Source organism: Pedobacter nanyangensis (assembly GCF_003313505.1).
Lineage (GTDB): Bacteria > Bacteroidota > Bacteroidia > Sphingobacteriales > Sphingobacteriaceae > Pedobacter > Pedobacter nanyangensis.
In genome coordinates this window covers 114,749-133,877 of the sequence record NZ_QMHO01000009.1, presented here as the reverse complement: position 1 = coordinate 133,877, position 19,129 = coordinate 114,749, and the positions used below count along the sequence as shown (strand labels likewise).

The 19,129-nt window shown below is 43.0% G+C and carries 10 protein-coding genes; 4 read left to right on the top strand and 6 right to left on the bottom strand.

Going from position 1 to position 19,129, the window contains the following annotated elements:
• From DUT71_RS14850 to DUT71_RS14840, 3 genes are read left to right on the top strand one after another with little or no spacing between them, the layout of a single operon-like run.
• Nucleotides 1-2,850 (top strand): hypothetical protein, encoded by a 2,850-nt coding sequence (locus DUT71_RS14850; protein ID WP_240186949.1) that lies wholly within the window; start codon nucleotides 1-3, stop codon nucleotides 2,848-2,850.
• Nucleotides 2,851-2,861: 11 nt separating this feature from the next.
• Entirely contained in the window at nucleotides 2,862-5,156 is a 2,295-nt protein-coding gene (locus DUT71_RS14845) for an FAD-dependent oxidoreductase (protein WP_113663329.1), read from the top strand.
• 2 nt (nucleotides 5,157-5,158) lie between these two features.
• Nucleotides 5,159-6,835, top strand: a complete 1,677-nt coding sequence (locus DUT71_RS14840; RefSeq protein ID WP_113663328.1) for a sodium:solute symporter family protein — start codon at nucleotides 5,159-5,161, stop codon at nucleotides 6,833-6,835.
• Between the two features lie 122 nt (nucleotides 6,836-6,957).
• On the opposite strand, the gene DUT71_RS14835 is transcribed toward DUT71_RS14840, so the two are convergent.
• Nucleotides 6,958-7,848, bottom strand: a complete 891-nt coding sequence (locus DUT71_RS14835) for an AraC family transcriptional regulator (RefSeq protein ID WP_113663327.1) — start codon at nucleotides 7,846-7,848, stop codon at nucleotides 6,958-6,960.
• Between the two features lie 126 nt (nucleotides 7,849-7,974).
• Here DUT71_RS14835 and ppsA point away from each other — a divergent pair, with 126 nt between their 5' ends.
• Nucleotides 7,975-10,422: a phosphoenolpyruvate synthase gene (gene ppsA / locus DUT71_RS14830; protein WP_240186948.1), complete on the top strand. Its 2,448-nt coding sequence runs from the start codon at nucleotides 7,975-7,977 to the stop codon at nucleotides 10,420-10,422.
• 124 nt (nucleotides 10,423-10,546) lie between these two features.
• On the opposite strand, the gene DUT71_RS14825 is transcribed toward ppsA, so the two are convergent.
• Genes DUT71_RS14825 through DUT71_RS14805 form a run of 5 tightly spaced genes read right to left on the bottom strand, consistent with a single transcriptional unit; the run spans nucleotide 10,547 to nucleotide 19,124 of the window.
• The gene (locus tag DUT71_RS14825) at nucleotides 10,547-11,962 is read right to left on the bottom strand and encodes a sialate O-acetylesterase (RefSeq protein WP_113663325.1); all 1,416 of its coding nucleotides are present in this window, start codon (nucleotides 11,960-11,962) and stop codon (nucleotides 10,547-10,549) included.
• A 37-nt stretch (nucleotides 11,963-11,999) separates the two neighbouring features.
• Nucleotides 12,000-13,163: a sialidase family protein gene (locus tag DUT71_RS14820; protein WP_205313956.1), complete on the bottom strand. Its 1,164-nt coding sequence runs from the start codon at nucleotides 13,161-13,163 to the stop codon at nucleotides 12,000-12,002.
• The gene (locus tag DUT71_RS14815; RefSeq protein ID WP_113663324.1) at nucleotides 13,153-14,082 is read right to left on the bottom strand and encodes a DUF5017 domain-containing protein; all 930 of its coding nucleotides are present in this window, start codon (nucleotides 14,080-14,082) and stop codon (nucleotides 13,153-13,155) included. Before DUT71_RS14815 ends, DUT71_RS14820 begins: the two co-directional genes overlap by 11 nt.
• 12 nt (nucleotides 14,083-14,094) lie before the next feature.
• Nucleotides 14,095-15,672 carry a RagB/SusD family nutrient uptake outer membrane protein gene (locus DUT71_RS14810; protein ID WP_113663323.1) on the bottom strand — a complete coding sequence of 526 codons (1,578 nt, stop codon included), beginning with the start codon at nucleotides 15,670-15,672 and terminating at the stop codon, nucleotides 14,095-14,097.
• A gap of 11 nt (nucleotides 15,673-15,683) precedes the next feature.
• Entirely contained in the window at nucleotides 15,684-19,124 is a 3,441-nt protein-coding gene (locus DUT71_RS14805) for a TonB-dependent receptor (RefSeq protein WP_240186947.1), read from the bottom strand.
• Nucleotides 19,125-19,129 lie beyond the last annotated feature (5 nt).

Sequence of the window (19,129 nt, the reverse complement as noted above, 5' to 3'; positions counted from 1 at the left end):
ATGAAAATGACGTTGAACATCATCTATAGCCGATACACAAGCATTTGCTGTTTTTTAATTATCCTTGGTTTGCAGCACACCGTAAATGCACAAACCACCAAAGGCACCACATTTGAGGTAGTTGCCAAAGGTAAAAACTATGCTTTTAAGCCAGATTTTGTCGTGCTTTTTAATGAGAAAGATCCTGAAATTGCGCTAAAGCCCTCTGGATTAAAAAAAGTTCCTTACAATATTCCCACTTGGAAAACGACAGCTAGTAACTTGGCCGATTATAACCAACAAGCAGTAAGTGCCAGCATGGCTGGTGATGGTTTTGATGACAAGATTTTAAGGAGTGCAAAGCAAAACAGGACCGCCAATATTTATCATGCTGGAACCCCGTATTTTATTAGTGCTGTTAAAGCTCAAAAAGTAGGCGACTCCATTGCTTATACTTTTCCAGAGCATCCCATGTTTACCTTAAAAGCATGGCTGGTTCAAAAAAGCGGCTCACCTTATCCCAGCATTCGCTTTTTGTTTGTTCCTAAAAAGGATGGTTTTTACAGTGTGGGTTATGTGGGCGCTCCAGCTTTTAAAAATGAAGAGGTACAGGAATTATGGCAACCACTCATTTGGACAGAAAAGCGCACGCCACCACAACCTTACCTTACGCCAGCCTTTATGGCCACCTTGCCTACCACGTTGGTTAATGACGGCACAAATTCCATTGGTGTTTTGGCAGACGCCAGGTATTTGCCTTTTCAGCCCTTGCCACTTTTTACCAACAGTCAGTTTGGCGTTGCCCTGCTTAACCAAAAACTACAATTGCAGCCACAAGTTTTTGCGCCTATGCCTGGCGGTATCAATTCCAAAATGAAAGCAGGCAACCCTTTTGAGTTTGCTATACATGTGGTGGTTGAGCCTGAAAGCATTACCAAAACCTTCGAAAAAATGGCCACAACAGTATTTGGCTTTAAGGATTACCGAACCAATGCCACCGTTTCCATGAATACCACTTTGGATAACCTCATTGATTATTCGAAAACGAAATATGCTTGGTTCATCGACAGCTTAAAAGGATTTGCCTATTCTACAGATGTACCAGGAGCCGTAAAAAATGTATCGAGTTTAAACCCTTTGGAATTGTCCATCGTGAGGGACGACAAGGAGATGTTCGAGCAAAGAGCTTATCCTTTAATGGAATTTATGCTGTCTCGGGAGAAGTTCCTCTTTGCCATTGACAGCAACCAGAAAATCCAATCTCCCTCAAGAAAATTAAGAGGTCCCATTGCCCCGTTATCTGAATTACAAGTGCTGTATAATGTGTTTGGCCGAAATAATTCCTTTTATGCTGAAATGGCGAAGAAAGAATTCGGTACTGCACGAGTTAGAAACCTAGATGAAGAACAAAAAGGCCGAAACTGGGTAAATGCCATGTATATGTTTAAACTCACTTCAGATTCCGCTTATTTGAAGTTGAGCATTTCACTGGCTGATCAATATTTGAAAGAAAGGGTAGCCAAGAAAATTACCCAATTTGGAGATCCATTGTTCAGTTCCAACTTTTTCTGGCCAACATTTACCAATCATTGGTCGGCGCTATTAGAATTGTATGAACTTACAGGTTATACACGATATTTGCAGGCTGCGCAAGATGGCGCCAGGCATTATACCTTGTTTACTTGGATGGCTCCGCAAGTGCCCAATACCCAAGTAACGGTAAACAAAGGCGGTAAAGCCCCTATGTATTGGTACCTAAAATCAAAAGGTCACCAACAAATGTACTATCCAGAAGAAACGGTACCGGCATGGCGACTTTCTGAAGTGGGACTTACCCCTGAATCGTCTGGAACTTCCACAGGTCATCGTGGCATCTTTATGTCTACCTATGCGCCTTGGTTGCTCAGGATAGGCTATCATACCAACGACCCTTTTTTAATGAATGTGGCCAAAGCCTCCATTGTTGGTCGCTCTGAAAGTTTTCCGGGCTACCACATGAACACCGAAAGAACTACGGCCTACGAAAAAGCAGATTTCCCCTTGCACGAACACAAGGCGCAAAGTGTCAATTCGTTCCATTATAATCATATTTTACCGATGGCCTCGATGTTTATCGACTATCTGGTGTCAGATGCCTACGTGAGAAGTGCTGGGAAAATCAACTTTCCAAATGAATACATTGAAGGATATGCCTATTTGCAGAACAAGTTTTATGGCGCTAAAAAAGGAGCATTCTTTCAAGTTAAAAATGCTCAACTGTGGATGCCATCGCGCTTACTGCAAATTGACGACGTAGCCCTAAACTATGTTAGTGCCAGAAAAGGCGATACTTTGCTCTTGGCTTTCATGAACCAATCTGCTAAAGCAGTAAACACCAAGGTCACGATAGATCCTGCTCGTGTGGCCTTCTCAAACAAAGCCAGCATCAGCAACCTCAATCCTGTAGGAAAATCTACCCCGTTAAAAACAGGCGTATTCCAAGTGAGTGTTCCCGCAGGCGGCATCACGGCCGTCGCTATTTCTGGCATTAACATCCCCAATGGTTTTCAAGATCAGCTTCTTCAATGGAGCAAAGATGCGAGGACAGATTATGCCCATATCCCACAGGGAGATACCAAAGCTTTGTTGTTTAAACTGGGTGCCTATGCCGATAAGTTGTTCGTCTTCCTGCAGGAAGATGACACCAAATGGAAAAAGGCCAGCATCTATTATTCCATCAACGGAAAAGAAGAAAAACGCATTGATAAAAACGAATACCCATTTGAATTTACCATCCCGGTAGAAAAAGGAAAACCTGTGAGCTTTTATTTGGAACTGACAGGCTTGAACGGAAAGTTGGTGAAATCCCCAAAAACAGAATTAGGAAAATAAAGAAGAAATAAATGATACGTAAAGAAGCTGTAGAAAGTAGGCATTTAAAAATTGAGAATTATCAAACAGATTTAGCAATTATTGGCGGCGGGATGTCGGGCGTGTGTGCGGCAATTACTGCGGCAAGACAAGGCATCAAAGTAGTGTTGGTGCAAGACAGGCCTGTATTGGGCGGTAATGCCTCAAGCGAGGTAAGGTTATGGATTTTAGGCGCTACCTCACACATGGGCAACAACAACCGATGGAGTAGGGAAGGTGGTGTAATTGATGAGCTGTTGGTAGAAAATACTTATAGAAATCCAGAGGGGAATCCTGTGATTTTGGACATGATTTTGTTGGATAAGGTAAAGCAGGAACCCAATATTACACTGCTGTTGAACACTGCGGTATATGAAGTGCATAAAAGTAATTCAGATACCATTGAAAGTGTAAAAGCCCTTTGTAGCCAAAACTCCACCACTTACATCATCCATGCGCCATTGTTTTGTGATGCTTCAGGCGATGGGGTCGTCGGCTTTCTTTCGGGTGCAGCATTTAGAATGGGTGCCGAAACACCCGATGAGTTCAATGAGCCTATGGCACCCGATGCAAGTTATGGCGAATTGCTGGGCCACTCGCTTTACTTTTATACCAAGGATGTAGGAAAACCAGTGAAATTTACTGCACCAGCCTTTGCTCTGGATGTGCAAAAAGAAATTCCACGCTATAAAAGCTTTAACGCCAAAGAACATGGTTGCAAGCTTTGGTGGGTTGAACATGGCGGCAGGATGGATACCGTACACGACACCGAGCAAATCAAATGGGAGCTATGGAAAGTCATTTACGGTGTGTGGGATTACATCAAAAACTCTGGCAATTTTCCCGAGGCAGAAAACTATACGCTGGAATGGGTGGGTACCGTGCCAGGTAAAAGAGAAAGCAGAAGATTTGAGGGCGATTATATCCTTTCGCAAGCCGATTTGATTGAACAGAAATTACACGACGATGCCGTTGCTTATGGCGGTTGGTCTATTGACCTGCATCCAGCCGATGGCGTATTTAGCGACCGTTCGCCTTGTAACCAGTGGCATAGCAAAGGCATTTTCCAAATCCCTTACCGAAGCCTTTACAGTAAAAACGTTAAAAACTTATTCTTAGCAGGACGTATCATCAGCGTGAGCCATGTGGCCTTTGGTGGAACCCGTGTGATGGGTACTTGCGCCTACGTAGCGCAGGCAGCTGCAATGGCGGCGGCGTGGTGTGTGAAAAATAATAAACTACCTGCACAACTATATCAAGAAGGCCACATGCCAGCCTTGCAACAGTTGCTGTTCAGAAGCGGCCAGTACATTCCAAATGTAGCTTGGGCAGACCGCGAAGACCTGCTATCCACAGCAAATGTAAACACCAGCTCAAACCTGCAATTTAAAGGCTTTGATAGAACCGATGCGATCTTTAAACCACTCTCCATTGCTGCGGCACAAATGTTGCCTTTAAAACCTGGTCAAATCCCGGCTATTAACGCATTACTTAAAGCAGACGAGCCTACTACCTTAGATGTAGAATTGAGAATTAGCGCCAGAGACGGTGGCTTTACGCCTGATACTACGCTAGCGGCAAAAACCATTGAACTACAAGCTGGCGAACAGGAAATAGATATCGATTTCAATGTCACTATTGATAAAGAGCAATACGTGTTTGTGTGTTTCTTGATCAATGAAAAAGTACAATTGGCTTATGCTCAACAGCGACTTACAGGTTTGCTTTCTGTGTTCAATGGGGTAAACAAAGCCGTTTCCAATAACGGTAAACAAGTGGCTCCCGAAGGCTCGGGCGTAGATACTTTTGAGTTTTGGTGTCCACAACGACGACCAGAAGGCCATAATATCGCTTTGCAGTTTAAACAGCCTATCCATGTGTTCTCGGCAGATCATCTTAAAAATGGGCTAGATAGACCAACGGTACAACCCAATGCTTGGGTAGCCGAGCTTACAGATGCTGCCCCTGTGATTGAAGTCAATTGGAAAGAAGCGCAAACCATCGGGAAAATAGACTTGGTTTTTGATACCGATGCAGATCATCCCATGGAATCGGTGCTAATGACCCATCCCGAAACTGTAATGCCATTTTGCGTAAGAAATTACCATATTGAAGACGAACAGGGGAAAGTGGTTTATCGCAAACGCGATAACTACCAAACCAAGGATGAAGTAGTATTCGAATTGCCAATAAGCACAAAGAAATTAAGAATTATATTGGAACACCCCTCGGTTAATGTGCCAGCTTCGCTATTTTCGTTAAGGTGTTACGCCCTAAATCAAAACTAAACATGATAGATACCGTCGTAGTTGTCGTTTTTTCGGTTTTCATTATGCTGGTGGGCATCAGCTTTTCGAAAACAGGTAGAAATTTAAAATCTTTCTTTGCCGGGGGCGAATCTGTTCCTTGGTTTATTGGAGGTTTATCGCTGTTCATGAGCTTTTTCTCTGCGGGTACCTTTGTGGTTTGGGGCGCTATCGCCTATCAGCACGGGTGGGTTGCCATCACCATTCAATGGACCATGTGCATTGGCGCCTTAATTACAGGCTTTTATTTAGCGCCCAAGTGGAAAGCCACGGGCAACCTTACCGCGGCCGAGTTCATTAAAATGCGCTTGGGCAGCAGTGTGCAAAAAAGCTACATTTATATTTTTACCCTCGTTTCCGTATTTATCAAGGGCTCTGTTTTGTATTCTGTTGCTAAATTGGTTTCTGCGTCGTTGGGCTATCCTTTAACGCCAGTAACGGTAGTGCTGGGTATTTTAATGATTTCCTATACCGCTATTGGAGGCTTATGGGCCGTAATGGTGACCGATATCCTGCAATTTGTGGTACTTACTGCTGCGGTGCTCATCATTCTCCCTTTGGTTTCTAATGAAGTAGATGGCATTCAAGGTTTTTTAGATAAAGCTCCCGACGACTTCTTTAACCTCGTACACGGAGAATATACCTGGGGATTTATCTTCGCCTTTGCCGTTTATCACATTTTTTATATTGGCGGTAACTGGACTTTTGTACAGCGTTACACCAGTGTTGATTCGCCCAAAAGCGCCTCAAAAGTAGCCTATCTGTTTGCGGGCTTATATATCCTAAGTCCTATCCTTTGGATGCTGCCGCCTATGGCCTATCGTGTCATTAACCCCTCGCTTTCAGGTTTAGATGCCGAAAATGCCTATATTATGGTGTGTAAACAAGTACTCCCCACGGGCCTGTTGGGCTTAATGCTCACGGGCATGTATTTCTCCACTTCTGCCTCGGCCAATACGGCACTCAACGTAGTGTCGGCAGTGTTTACCAACGATATTTATAAAAGCACCATCAATCCACATGCTGATGATAAAAAGCTGATGTTCGTTGCTCGAGCGTCCTCATGGTTTTTTGGGATCTTCATGATCTTGATTGCCCTGATTGTACCTTACATTGGCGGTATTGTAGAGTTTACCTTAAGTGTAGGCGCCATTACAGGTGGCCCATTGCTGTTGCCGCCAATATGGGCCTTATTTTCAAAAAAGCTATCTGGAAAGGCCACCATTTACATTACCCTCATTTCCCTCTCGGTCAATTTGCTCTTTAAAATCATCTTGCCATTAACCAACGATTATAAACTGTCGAGGGCCAGCGAAATGCTGTTAGGCGTATTGTTGCCTTTCTTCATGCTGTTGGTTTACGAAATCATGATGCGCAAAAAGGCGGGCGTAAGCAAAGATTACCAAGACTATTTAGCATTTAAGGAAGAGAAAAAGCAACAAGCTTTAGTGGTTGATGAAGAAGAGGCGCTACAGATCAAAAAGCAGAATGTTTTTGGGCTAAAAATGATCAGCTTTTCACTGTTGTTTATGTCGGTATTGCTGTTGATTTTGGCCTTTATTACCGCCAAAGGAAATACGATGGTGATCTCTATTGCTGTTGCCGTGATGTTAGGCGCCATTATTCCATGGAGGGCCGCAAAACGCAAAGCGATGAGCTAAGCCATTTCAAATCTTTTAACACACCCATAGGGCTTGCCCATAATCCCGGTTGTTCCTAACGATCGGGATTTTTTGTGGAACGCTAGCACAGTTCGTGGGTTTAGGTGGCGGCCTGGCATCAGTTATTTGCGCTGCTCCTGTCTGTAGGCTAGGGGAGGCTTTCCCGTTTGCAACTTAAAATATCTGTTAAAGTTGGACAGATTGCTAAAGCCCGATTCTGTACAGATGGAAGTTACGCTATCATTGCCCTCCCTAAGCAACTTGCAGGCATGTTCTATCCGAACTTCTATTAAAAAATCGAAATAGCTCCTGCCGGTACGCGACCTAAAATAATGGCAAAAGGCATTGGGTACCATGTGCACAATGGCAGCAATGTCTTTGAGCTTAATTTCCTTATAAAAATTGTCCATGGTGTACAGGTAAATCATGGTGAGCCGAGTTTCATCTATTTTCTTGAAAGGCTTTTGGTTTTTTCCAGAAGGTTGCTTTGGTGAATGGGTAGGTGCTTCACTTTCGGCAATCTCATTCAACAATTGCAGTAATAGAGGAAGCTGGTTGTAATTAGGGCAAGTTTCTAATTGGTTAAAATATTGGATTACCTGTGGCTTGGTTTGCTCACTAATTATTATTCCTTTTTTAGCTTCTGTCAACAGGTTAATGAGCATCGCGTTTTCCGGTAGCGATAGAAAATCGTTTCCCAATTTATTCAAATTGAAATGAAGAGTGTGTAGCCGCAAAGGGATCGGAGTTTTTCCATGCTTCATTGCATAGTCATAGTAGCGGTTGATTTCAAACTTGAGCATGTGGGGTACATTGGAGCCAATTAAGATCATGGTACCTGAAGAAATCCTTTTAGATTGGTCGTCTATCGAAAAAGTCCCTTCTCCCGAATATATATGTAGCAGTTCCACCTCTTGATGGGTATGGAAACTGTTCAACGCATGATATACTTCGGCCGTTGCCAAGGTGAAAGTAGATCCTTTTACTTTGATATGCTGCCCGAAGTAGTCCATTATTTGTACAATATGAATAACAATTTGCTAAAATTTATATAAAGTTATTAATATAATATTAGTTTGTCTTAATATTTAACAAGTTAATTGCTGTAAAGCTCTCTACCTTAGCTTTAAATTTTAAAAATGATGAACAGAAATAGATTTACAATGGAACTGATCGAAGCCTCAATAGGAGATATTGATCAGGTTGGGGGAAAAAATGCCTCCTTAGGAGAAATGCTGCAGCAACTTACACCGCTAGGCGTTAAAATACCGAACGGCTTTATTCTAACCAGCTATTCCTATTACCAGTTCATCAGTGATAACCAGTTAGCCCAGCAAATCAGGGAGATTTTAGAAGGCGCCGATATCGAAAATCTGCAAGTGCTGGGCAGCTGTGGCCGGCAAATCAGGGAATTGATCCAAAATGGCGTGTTCTCCCAGGAAATGGAGCGGGAAATCTTGGAGGCTTATGAAAAGCTAATTGGCAAGGAAAATATCGATAATTTGGGCGTAGCGGTACGTTCATCGGCTACGGCAGAAGACCTCCCAGATGCTTCTTTTGCCGGACAACAAGATACCTACTTAAATATCAGGGGACAGCAAAATCTACTGTCAGCAATCAAAAACTGTTTTGCTTCCCTGTTCACCGACAGGGCGATCAGCTACAGGGAAGCCTTTGATTTTGGACATTTCAATATCGGCCTTTCCGTGTGTGTACAACAAATGGTCAGGTCTGATCTTGGCGTTTCTGGAGTTGCTTTTTCTATTGATACCGAAAGCGGATTTAAAGATGCCGTGATCATCAACGGTTCCTACGGTTTAGGGGAGATGATTGTGCAAGGTACCATTAATCCCGATGAATTTATTGTACACAAACCGCTGTTAAAAAAGGGATTTGCGTCTATCGTAGAGAAAAAATTGGGCAAAAAACAGCAGATGATGATCTATGGAGTGCAAAAAGGCCAAACCGTTGAAGTGATCGCTACTCCTGAAAAAGAAGCTGGAAAATTCTGTTTGAATGATGAACAAATCCTATTGCTGGCCAATTGGGTAATGATTATCGAAGATTATTATACAAAGCTTAAAGGTAAATGGTGCCCCATGGATGTGGAATGGGCGGTAGATGGATTGAGTGGCCAACTTTATATCGTGCAGGCCAGACCAGAAACCATTCACTCTTTGAAAACTTCCAACAGCATTACTGAATATGAGATTTGCGATGATAGCCGATCAGACAAGGTATTGCTTAAGGGAATTGCTGTAGGGGATAAAATTGCTTCGGGCAGGGTTCGTAACCTTAAAGGAGTAGAAAAGCAAAATATCCATGAAATTGATTTTCTGCCTGGCGATATTATGGTTGCTGAAATGACAGATCCCGACTGGGAGCCGATCATGAAAAAAGCCTCGGCAATCATTACCAATAAAGGCGGCAGAACCTGTCATGCGGCCATTGTAGCCAGAGAGTTGGGCGTGCCAGCAGTGGTGGGCTGCGATGGAGCAACAGAAACCTTGGTTACTGGCGACGAAATTACGGTTTCTTGTGCAGAGGGAGAAACAGGGATGGTTTACAAAGGCCAAATTGCCTTCACCAAAAGCGAACACGAGCTCTCCAACCTGCCAGAAATTACAGTACCTGTGATGATGAACATAGGATCGCCGGACATTGCGTTCCGCTATGCAAGTTATCCAGCTAAAGGCGTTGGCCTTGCCAGAGAGGAGTTTATCATCAACAACTATATTAAAATTCATCCAATGGCATTGTTGAAACACCAAATGCTGAATGATCAGGAGTTGAGCAATTACGTGCAAACGCTTATTTCTGGCTATAAGGACGAAGAAACCTATTTTATCGAAAAGCTTTCGTATGGTATTGCCAAAATTGCTGCGGCTTATTACCCAAACAAAGTGATTGTACGTTTCTCGGATTTTAAAACCAATGAGTATTATAATATGCCAGGAGGTAAATATTTCGAACCTGGCGAAGAAAACCCGATGATTGGTTGGAGAGGAGCCTCAAGATACTATTCAGAAGCTTACCAAGAAGCCTTCGGGATGGAATGTAGGGCCATCAAAAAGGTGCGCGAAACCATGGGGTTAAGCAATGTAGTAGTCATGATTCCTTTTTGCCGAACCGTTGGTGAACTTTCGCAAGTTTATGGGGTGATGGAGCAATTTGGCCTAAAACGTGGCCATAATGGATTGGAAGTTTATCTCATGGCCGAAGTACCTTCGAACGTAATTTTGGCCGATCAATTTGCCCAGCACATTGATGGCTTTTCTATCGGTTCAAACGATTTAACCCAATTGGTGCTAGGCTTAGATAGAGACTCGTCCCTAGTGGCAGGTCTTTATAACGAACGTAACGATGCCGTAAAACTGATGATATCTAACCTGATCAGGTCGGCAAAGAAAGCGGGCGTAAAGGTAGGTATCTGCGGACAGGGACCATCTGATTATCCAGACTTTGCGCAGTTTTTGGTGGAAGAAGGGATAGATTCGATTTCCGTTACGCCAGATTCATTTATGAAGACCGTAAAAGCAATCAAAGAAATAGAAGATAAATTAATGGCCGATGTGGTAGAAATATAAAAGGTATAAACCTATTTAATAACGGATTAAAAACCTGTTTCAACAAAATGGCTGGCTAATAAACCAGCCATTTTTCATTAAAAAATGCCACTTAAAGTTGTTGCCCAATGGTATAAAACTCCACTTATTTATCCCAATTATCCGTACGGAATGACGAAGCTGGAAGCCCGTATTTATTGTATAAATTGCCTTTAACCCAGCCTTTGTAGGCATAGCGTGCAGCTATGGGCTTGGGTACTTTTGGTGAACTAAGTACCATTTTGCCCTTGCTAACACTTACTGTTGCAGGATAAAAAACCTGATCAACGCCAGCAACTTCAAAGGTATTGTTTTCTGGTTCAGTAAGATATAGCCCATCGGCAAACTTAAAGGTTAAGAACAATCGGCTACCTTTTATTTTTAGGTGATGAAATTCAGGTCCCTGAGCTTTTACTTTGGTTTGCCCATAGGTTTGCTGAAGAGCCAAATAAGACAGGCGTTGGCCCACCGTTAGTTTATCGGGCGGATGGATCGTATTTTCCATTCCAATGTCGGTGAGTACCGCCATACCCGCATTTGGAATTTCCTTTAAGCTATTCAATTGTACTTCACGTAGCCAAGCGGCCTTCTGATTGGCACTTTTATAGTCCCACGGGGCAATTTGTGCGTAATAAAAAGCGAAGTTTTGCCCCCATAGGCTGCGCCAGTCCTTTACCATTAAAGGAAAAAGCCTGGCATATAATTTGGGATCGCGTACATTTTGCTCGCCCTGATACCAAATAGCACCTTTGATTCCATAACCGATCAACGGACTAATCATGCCATTAAATAGCCCGGCAGGCGTATTTTTGTCTTCAAAAGCTACATCATTTTCTGGGAGTAGTTTCACTTCTGGAAATGCTTCTAGGCTTTTTGCGCTCATCCACGATTGGATGAATGTCCCTCCCCAAGCTACCTGGATAATTCCCACCGGAATTTTTAGTTTTTGCTGTAGCTCACTAGCAAATGTATAGGCCACGGCACTGAAATTTTTGACCGTAGTTGGATTGGCAGTTTGCCATTTTGTTTGCCTGTATTCTTGCATAGGTTGTGCCCACGAGGTTTGGGGAGCAATAAAAAACCTGATCTGGTTGTTGGTAGCGGCGGCAAGGATACTATCGCTATGTAATACGGGCTCTTTTGCTGATAAACCTTTCATAGGCATAGCCATATTGGATTGGCCTGACGCAAGCCAAACTTCGCCGATAAGCACGTTGCCAAGCGTTATTTTTGATTGGTCATCTTTGATCAGCAATTGATAGGGGCCACCAGCTTTTGGAGTAGCCACGTTAATTTTCCAGGCCCCTTGCTTATCACTATAGGTGGTGTATGTGTTATTGTTCCAGGAAGTAAGTATCTCAACCTTTGTATTGGCCGAAGCTAAGCCCCAAATAGCCGCTGAGCTTTCCCGCTGTAGTACCATGCCATCATTAAATATCGAAGGGAGCTTTAAATTGGCAAGTAAGGATATTGGATAGCCTAACGTAAATATGGAAAGTGCTGCAATAACGATTTTTTTCATTTGCTTTGTCGTAAGGTTTGGATGAACGAAAGGGGGCTTATTTGAGCTTTCTAAATTTTTTAATGCGATGGAAAGTCATGTAATTGCTATTGTGATAATCAGCGGCACCACTTAAACCATCATTAAATGCGGTTCTGGATAGGGCAATGATGTCGTGGCCATCTATTAACCAATTGATGTACTGAAAACCGTGGTGCTTATAGTCGTCATTACGCAAAACAATGTGGTTTACGGTCCAATCCTTTAAGTTGCTTGACGAGCATAAAGCAAGGGTGTTTCGAATACGGTCAAGCTGCATAATACCTTGATATTGTGCGGGCACGTAGTTCACCAGGCTCCAATACTTGCCTGATTTTTGATCGTATTTAATGGTGAATTTCTTGCTACCACCGGGCATGTCAATAAAATCTTGTTTTGGGTTAAACGAAATGCTTTTTCCATCGTCACTTACCCTGGCAATGGCCGCATATTCCTGGTGCTGATCTAGCGTATGTACCCTTAAAATGTTTAGTATTTCGTTGTTTGGTCCAATTACCACGTTGCCTTCCAGCCAACCTAAAAACTGCTGGTTAAGTGCCGTACTGTCATGCTCCAATCTGTTGGTGGCTGTCCAGTTTTTGGCCTCCAGCAAATTAGCATCGGCAGGGATGGAAATGACCATTGTCCGGTATAGGCTAGGCCATTTTTTTGGAGTACTGGAATCTTCTAAAGCCCGCCATAGCCTGCCATGGTGGGCAACTACAGGCGTAGGGGCACAGTGGTACTTTCCTTTTAAGATTAGTCCGTTATGTTCATTGGTAGGATTGGTCCAGGTATAGCCTCCATCTGTGGATTTCCTGATGACAAAATCGCCGTTGGCTTTAATTGGGCCAATAAAATACACCGCATTGTTGTGCACAAAAAGCTCGCTCCAAAATTGTTCAAGTTGGGCAATTTGCTTCCAGGTTTTTCCTTTATCATTTGAGCGGTAAATTATGCTTTGGTTTTCTGTAGTTTGTTTGCCAAAAAAATCATGACTGGCTAAATAACTTCCATTGGGCAGTACACATAAACTTGGTGATCCTACGTACGATTTACTGGAAGATTCTTTAAAGGCCACAATTGTTCCGGGTACTTTTTGTGCAAAGGTAGCTGGGGTAAATAGGGCTAAAAACGATAGACCGGCAAATATGCCTTTGCGTATAATTTGATTAGTTTTCAATGTTGATGGGGATTTGTTTAATGATTGTTGCTTTACCTTTTACAGATTGGTTAATAGCTTTAAAAGTGACCATATATTTGCCTGCTTTGGCGTACGCTTTTTGATAAAGCCTTGGCATTTTATCAGCTACGCTTTTAACTCCAACGGCAAGGTCAGGCCCCATATCGGTTGATGGGCTAATGTTAATTGCTTGGCTTACGGCCCAATCTTCGGTGTACTCTGTAACATAAGCGGCACCAAATCCGTTTCTGAGGGTCAATTGAGTAGCCTCTACTAACGCTCTGCCCGGCATTTTATTGGGCGTCGAAAACAATTCCCATTGACTAGCGCTTGTGTGCTGGAAAAGCGTGGTTTCTCGTACGTCGTTTGAAGCCAGCAATTTAAAGGCTTTAACCCTGTTGATGTTGCCCGTGCCGTAAACGTTTTGATTACGAACGATTTGTTTAATGGCAATATTTATGGTGCTGGGCTTGCTGAGGTCCAGATACTTGGAAATATCGCCAAAGCCACTGTTTACAAATACCCTGTTGTCTGAAGGCTTGGCAAATCTAAAATTACTCGAAATATCAATGGTATCAGCGGCATAAACGCCTGCTAGCGAATTAGTGCTTTTATAGTTTTTGAGGATATAAACACCTACCTGGTTAAGCTGGGTGCCATCTAAGGTTTGAGATTCGAAATTGGCCAGGAAATTGGATGGCATAATCCGTCCGTTAACATGGTCGTAATCATTTCCAATTTCACCGGAGTAGAAAGTAACAATATCTGCATTCCCGGAAAAAGTGAAATCAACGTTCTCGTTAATTTTATAGCTGGTTTTAGAAGTGGTGACACTAAACGCTGGCTCAGACACGTCCTCCAGTTTTTTACAGGCAACATTTAGGCTGGCTATGAAAAGTAAAAACAATAATTTTTTCATCTTTTATCTGTATTAATATCCTGGGTTTTGGGTTAATTTGGGGTTTACGCCAATTTCATAACTCGGTATTGGCCATAACGCATCACGTGCCGAAGCATTTTCATAGGCCGACTGGGCTCTTAGCAAACCCGTAAAAGTGGGGGCTATTTTCGCATCGGCCAAGGTCGATTTCATTTTTTGGACAAAAATTCCCCATCTGACTAAATCGTGTTTGCGCATGTTTTCAAAAGCCAATTCTCTTGTCCTTTCGGCCTGTAGTTGTTCTTTAAAGGTTTGATAGCTAAGGTTACTTAAATCAGAAGCGGTATTGGGCGTATTTTGGTCGAAACCGTAGCCACGCCTACGTACTTTATTGATCGCCTCGTAAGCTTCTGGGGTTGGTGCATGGTTCACTTCGTTGTCCGCTTCGGCAAACATCAGCAATACATCCGAAAAGCGCAGCAGCGGATAATTTTGATTGGTTCGGGCCGATGTTTTTGCGGTAGAAGTTTCTGACTCCCGCCTAAATTTACCTGGGTTCCTGTTGAAAAGGTTTTGTGCCGGCCAATTGCTTTTGGTGGTTACATTGTTTGTAGTGGCGTATTGAAAGGGAGCAATGGCCCAATCTCTCCTTAAATCGCCCGTGCCAAAGCTGTTGTAGGCATAGGCCGTGCAAAGCAGATAATCATAGGCATAACCAACATTCACATCTGTACATCTAATGCCATTGTTAAAGCCTACAAAACCACCCAAATTGGCGTACAGTCCTGAACCATTGCCGTAAAATTCAATTTCGAACAGGCTTTCGCCGATGTCGTATTTGTCGTTGGCGTAGTTTACAAAAACCTGCTGATAGCTGGGATTCAATTTATGGATGGGATTTTCCATCACTTTTTGTGCCCAAACTTTGGCCTCCGCATATTTGCTCGTATCGTTAATGGGAAGGCCAGCCATGTATAAACATACGCGGGCCAGCATACCATAAACCGCCGATTTATTGATACGCCCGCCGTTTCCAACAATGTTGATGTCCTGTACCAATGCCGAAGCTGTTTTCATATCGGCGATAATTTGCTCATAAACTTGTTTATTTGATGCTCGTGGCACCTGTAGTTCGTTAGCATCGGAGGTTTCAATAGATTTTAGGATCAACGGAACTCCGCCAAAGTTGGAAACAAGCTGGAAATAGAAATATGCCCTTAGAAAAAGTGCTTCACCTCTTACGATATCTCGCTTGTTTTGTGGTATTGCGGTGTTTTTGTCAACATTTGCCAAAAGCTTGTTGGCCCTTTCTATGCCAGCGTAGTATTCTCGCCAAAAGCTCAGTATTTTGGTATCGCCTGGCGAAGTGAAATAATCAGCAACCTGGTTTTGCTCCCTCCAGTTGAAGGCCTCATCAGCGTCGAGGCCCATACGGCTCAAGTTGTTTAAAAAAGTGCCGCCTTTAATAAAAGTGGAATAAACCCCTGAAAGCGCTGTTTGTAGCTCGGCTTCATTGCTGTAGTATGATTCTGGGGAAATAGCGTCCTTAGGCGTGATATCCAAAATGCGTTTACAGGCATTTAGCCCTAGCGTAGCAATTGCTATAATGGTTAGTGTAATTTTCTTCATGGTATGGGCAATTAAAAAGTGGTTTTTAGTCCAAAAACAAACATGCTCATTTGGGGATAGGAGGAGTAGTCCAGGCCTGGGGTTAGGGTGCTATTTCGGGTAGAAACTTCGGGGTCCATACCCGAATATTTGGTCCAGGTATATAGGTTTTGTCCTGAGATGTAAACCCCCAAGTTTTCCATTTTCAGCTTTTTGGTTATAGAGGCCGGAAAATTATAGCTCAGCTGCACGGTTTTAAGACGGATATAGGAACCGTTTTCCAGCGTACGGGTACTGTAGAAGTTGCTAAGGCCTTGTCCGCCAGCTCTTGGGATATTGCTGTTCTGGTTTTCGTAGGTCCATCTGTTGGCATAAGTGGCAAACTGATTTAGGGCCGACCTACTGGCATCGTTTCCTTCCAAATAAATCCTATTGGCATTCATGATATCATTTCCGTACGACCACTGGAATAGTACGTTCAGACTGAAATTTTTATAGGAGAAATTATTGTTGAAGCCTCCCGTGTGAATGGGCAAGCCTCTGCCAATAACTACATTGTCTTGTATGTTGATGGTGCCGTCGCCATTAACATCTACATATTTAACATCGCCAGGTTTAATGGTTGAGGCACCGTTTTTGGGAACGTTTGCTTTAAGCGCATAAGTTCTATTGGCATGGGCAATGCTTGGGTCACTGTTGTTTTGCCAAGTAAAATCGCTAATCTGATATAGCCCATCAAACAGCAAGCCGTAAAATTGGCCTACGGGCTTGCCAATTTCGGCAATGTAAAGATTGGTTGAGCCGTAATTCCCCCAGCTTACCGTACTTAGCAGCCTGGTTTCATCATCGGCCAAGGCCAAAACTTTATTTTTGTTGAAACTGATGTTAAAATCAGATTCCCATTTGAAAGCTTTGCCTTTAACATTAACGGTAGAGAGACTAAATTCAAAACCCTGATTGCCTACTTTGCCGATATTTTTGTAAATGTTGGGATAGCCGCTGGAATAGGGTACGTTTGCTCTTAGCAATAAATCTTTGGTTGTTTTTTTATACCAATCGGCGGTGATATTGATCCGCTGTTTTAGCAAAGACAGATCTAGACCGATATCCATTTGTTCTGTGGTTTCCCATTTTAGGCTTTTGTTCCCAAAGGTACTTAGGGTAATGCCTTGGCTTACTTTGTCGCCAAAAGAATAGTAGGCACTATACGGCAAAGTCATTTGCGAGAAAATAGCATAAGGATCTATTCTGTTGTTGCCCGTTAGCCCGTACGAAGTTCTTAATTTGGCCTCATCAACAAAGCTCAGGTTTTTCATGAAGTTTTCATTGGTGATTTTCCATGCAAAGGCTGCCGAGGGGAAATAGCTCCATCTGTTGTTGCGGGCAAATTTGCTCGATCCATCGGCCCTTAATGATGCGGTAAACAGGTATTTGTCTTTCAAGGAATAATTGATTCGGCCCAGGTAGGAGATGAGCATGCTCTCTTGCATGGTGGCAGTGTTTGCACCGGGTGTTCCTTCTTCCAATCCATAAATGTTCAGCGTTTCGTTGGGCAGGTTTTCCCCGGTTAATCCAAAGCGGTCGTATTTGTCGCCCTGTATGGTCCAACCAACCATGGCGTCAAAAGAATGTCCGTTTTTTAGTCGAGGTTTGTAGGTTAAGGTATTTTCGTTTACCCAATTTATGTAATCGGTGTACCTCATGCCGCCATTAACACCTTTGGTATTTGAAGCCAACAGGGAAGTGCCTCTAGAAGTTTTAGAATTGTAGAAGGTCACTTCCTGCAATCTTCGGCTATTTAAGCCTCCCCGTACCCTTAGGGTAAAGTTGTTTGATAGTTTATAGGAAAGATTTCCGCTGGTGTTAAAGTTTTCGTTGATCCTTTCGTTCAGCGAGTTGCTATAATCAATGATGGGGTTAAATCTTTGGTCGTTGCCATCCATATCAATAAGCTCTTCTTCAAGATCAGTAGTGCTTCCGTTGCGGTTAAGCGGTCGGTAGCCCCAAACACGGTATAACAGATAACTGGCATAAGGTTGGCTGGTAGAGGTATTGGACGAAGCCAAATCGCCATAGCTTTTATATTTGGCATAGTTGGCCTGGATGTTGAAACTCAGGTTTTTATTGACATTGTGGTTTAAAAAAGCCCGTCCCTGATAACGGTTAAAGCCTGAATTGATAATAGCTCCTTGATGATTGGAAACGTTGGCCGAAATGGAAAATTTGGTGGTGTTATTGCCACCGTTTACTGATAAATTGTGGTTTTGCGTTAAGCCTTGCCTAAATAATTTATCTTGCCAGTCTATAGTGGGGGTATTGCGGTAACTCTCTACGGTGGCGCCATTGTTTAAAAAGGCGGGCTCGGCATAAATGGGGTCAAATTCGGCCTGGTATTTCACAAACTCATAGGCATTCATCAATTCCATTTTTTTGGTGACGGTTTGTGTACCTACATTGGCATCGTAAGCAATACTTGTTTTACCAACTTTTCCGTCTTTGGTTTCGATCACAATTACCCCATTGGCCCCTCTAGATCCGTAAATTGCCGTTGCCGAAGCATCTTTTAAAATACTGATAGATTTGATGTCCTGGGGGTTGATGGCTAGCGTATTGGCATCTTCCATAGGAAAACCATCAATCACGTAAAGAGGAGTATTGCTTTGGGTTAGGGAATTTCCTCCACGTATCACAATGTTGGCTACACTCCCTGGTTGGCCTTCACTGGTTGAAACCTGTACACCTGCAATCCGACCGGCCAAAGCTTGGTCAAAAGAAGCCACGGGGGATTTTTGCATGTCCTCTATCTTTACCTGGGCTACAGATCCTGTTAAATCTTTCCGATTTACGGCTCCATAGCCAATGATGACGATTTCGTTTAAATCGCCCGATTTTGAGGATAATTTAATGGCTTCCTTCACGTTGCCGGCTGCTACATCCACGGGAGAGTAACCAATATAGCTAAAGCTCAACAGGTCTGATTTGGCTACTCTCACGGAAAAATTTCCGTCCTTATCTGTAATGGTTGATCTGCTCCTGTCGCCTTTTACCATTACAGACACGCCCACTAAAGTCTGGTTGGTTTCAGCGTCAACCACTTTTCCCTTAACCAGCAACATCTCATCTTGTTTAGGTGAGGCCGAAACCGGTTTGCTGTTTAGTACAATAACTTTATCTCTTCGTATCTCGTAAACAATGCTTTTTCCTTTTAAAAGGGTGTTAAGTACCACATTTAAGCTGGTGTTTTTTAAATCGATGCTTGTTTTTTCGCTATCGTTAAGCAGTTGGTTGTTGTAAAATACGGTAAGGCCGGTTTGCTTTTTGATTTGCTGAAAAGCTTGTGCAAGCGTAATATTGGTTCCTGTAACGGTTAGTTTAATTTCAGTGCCCTGGTTTTGCGCATAAGCCGAAGTAAAAAGAATTAAAAGTGTAACAACGATAATGCCCCATCTGGATATTTGGGCAATATGGTTCATACTAA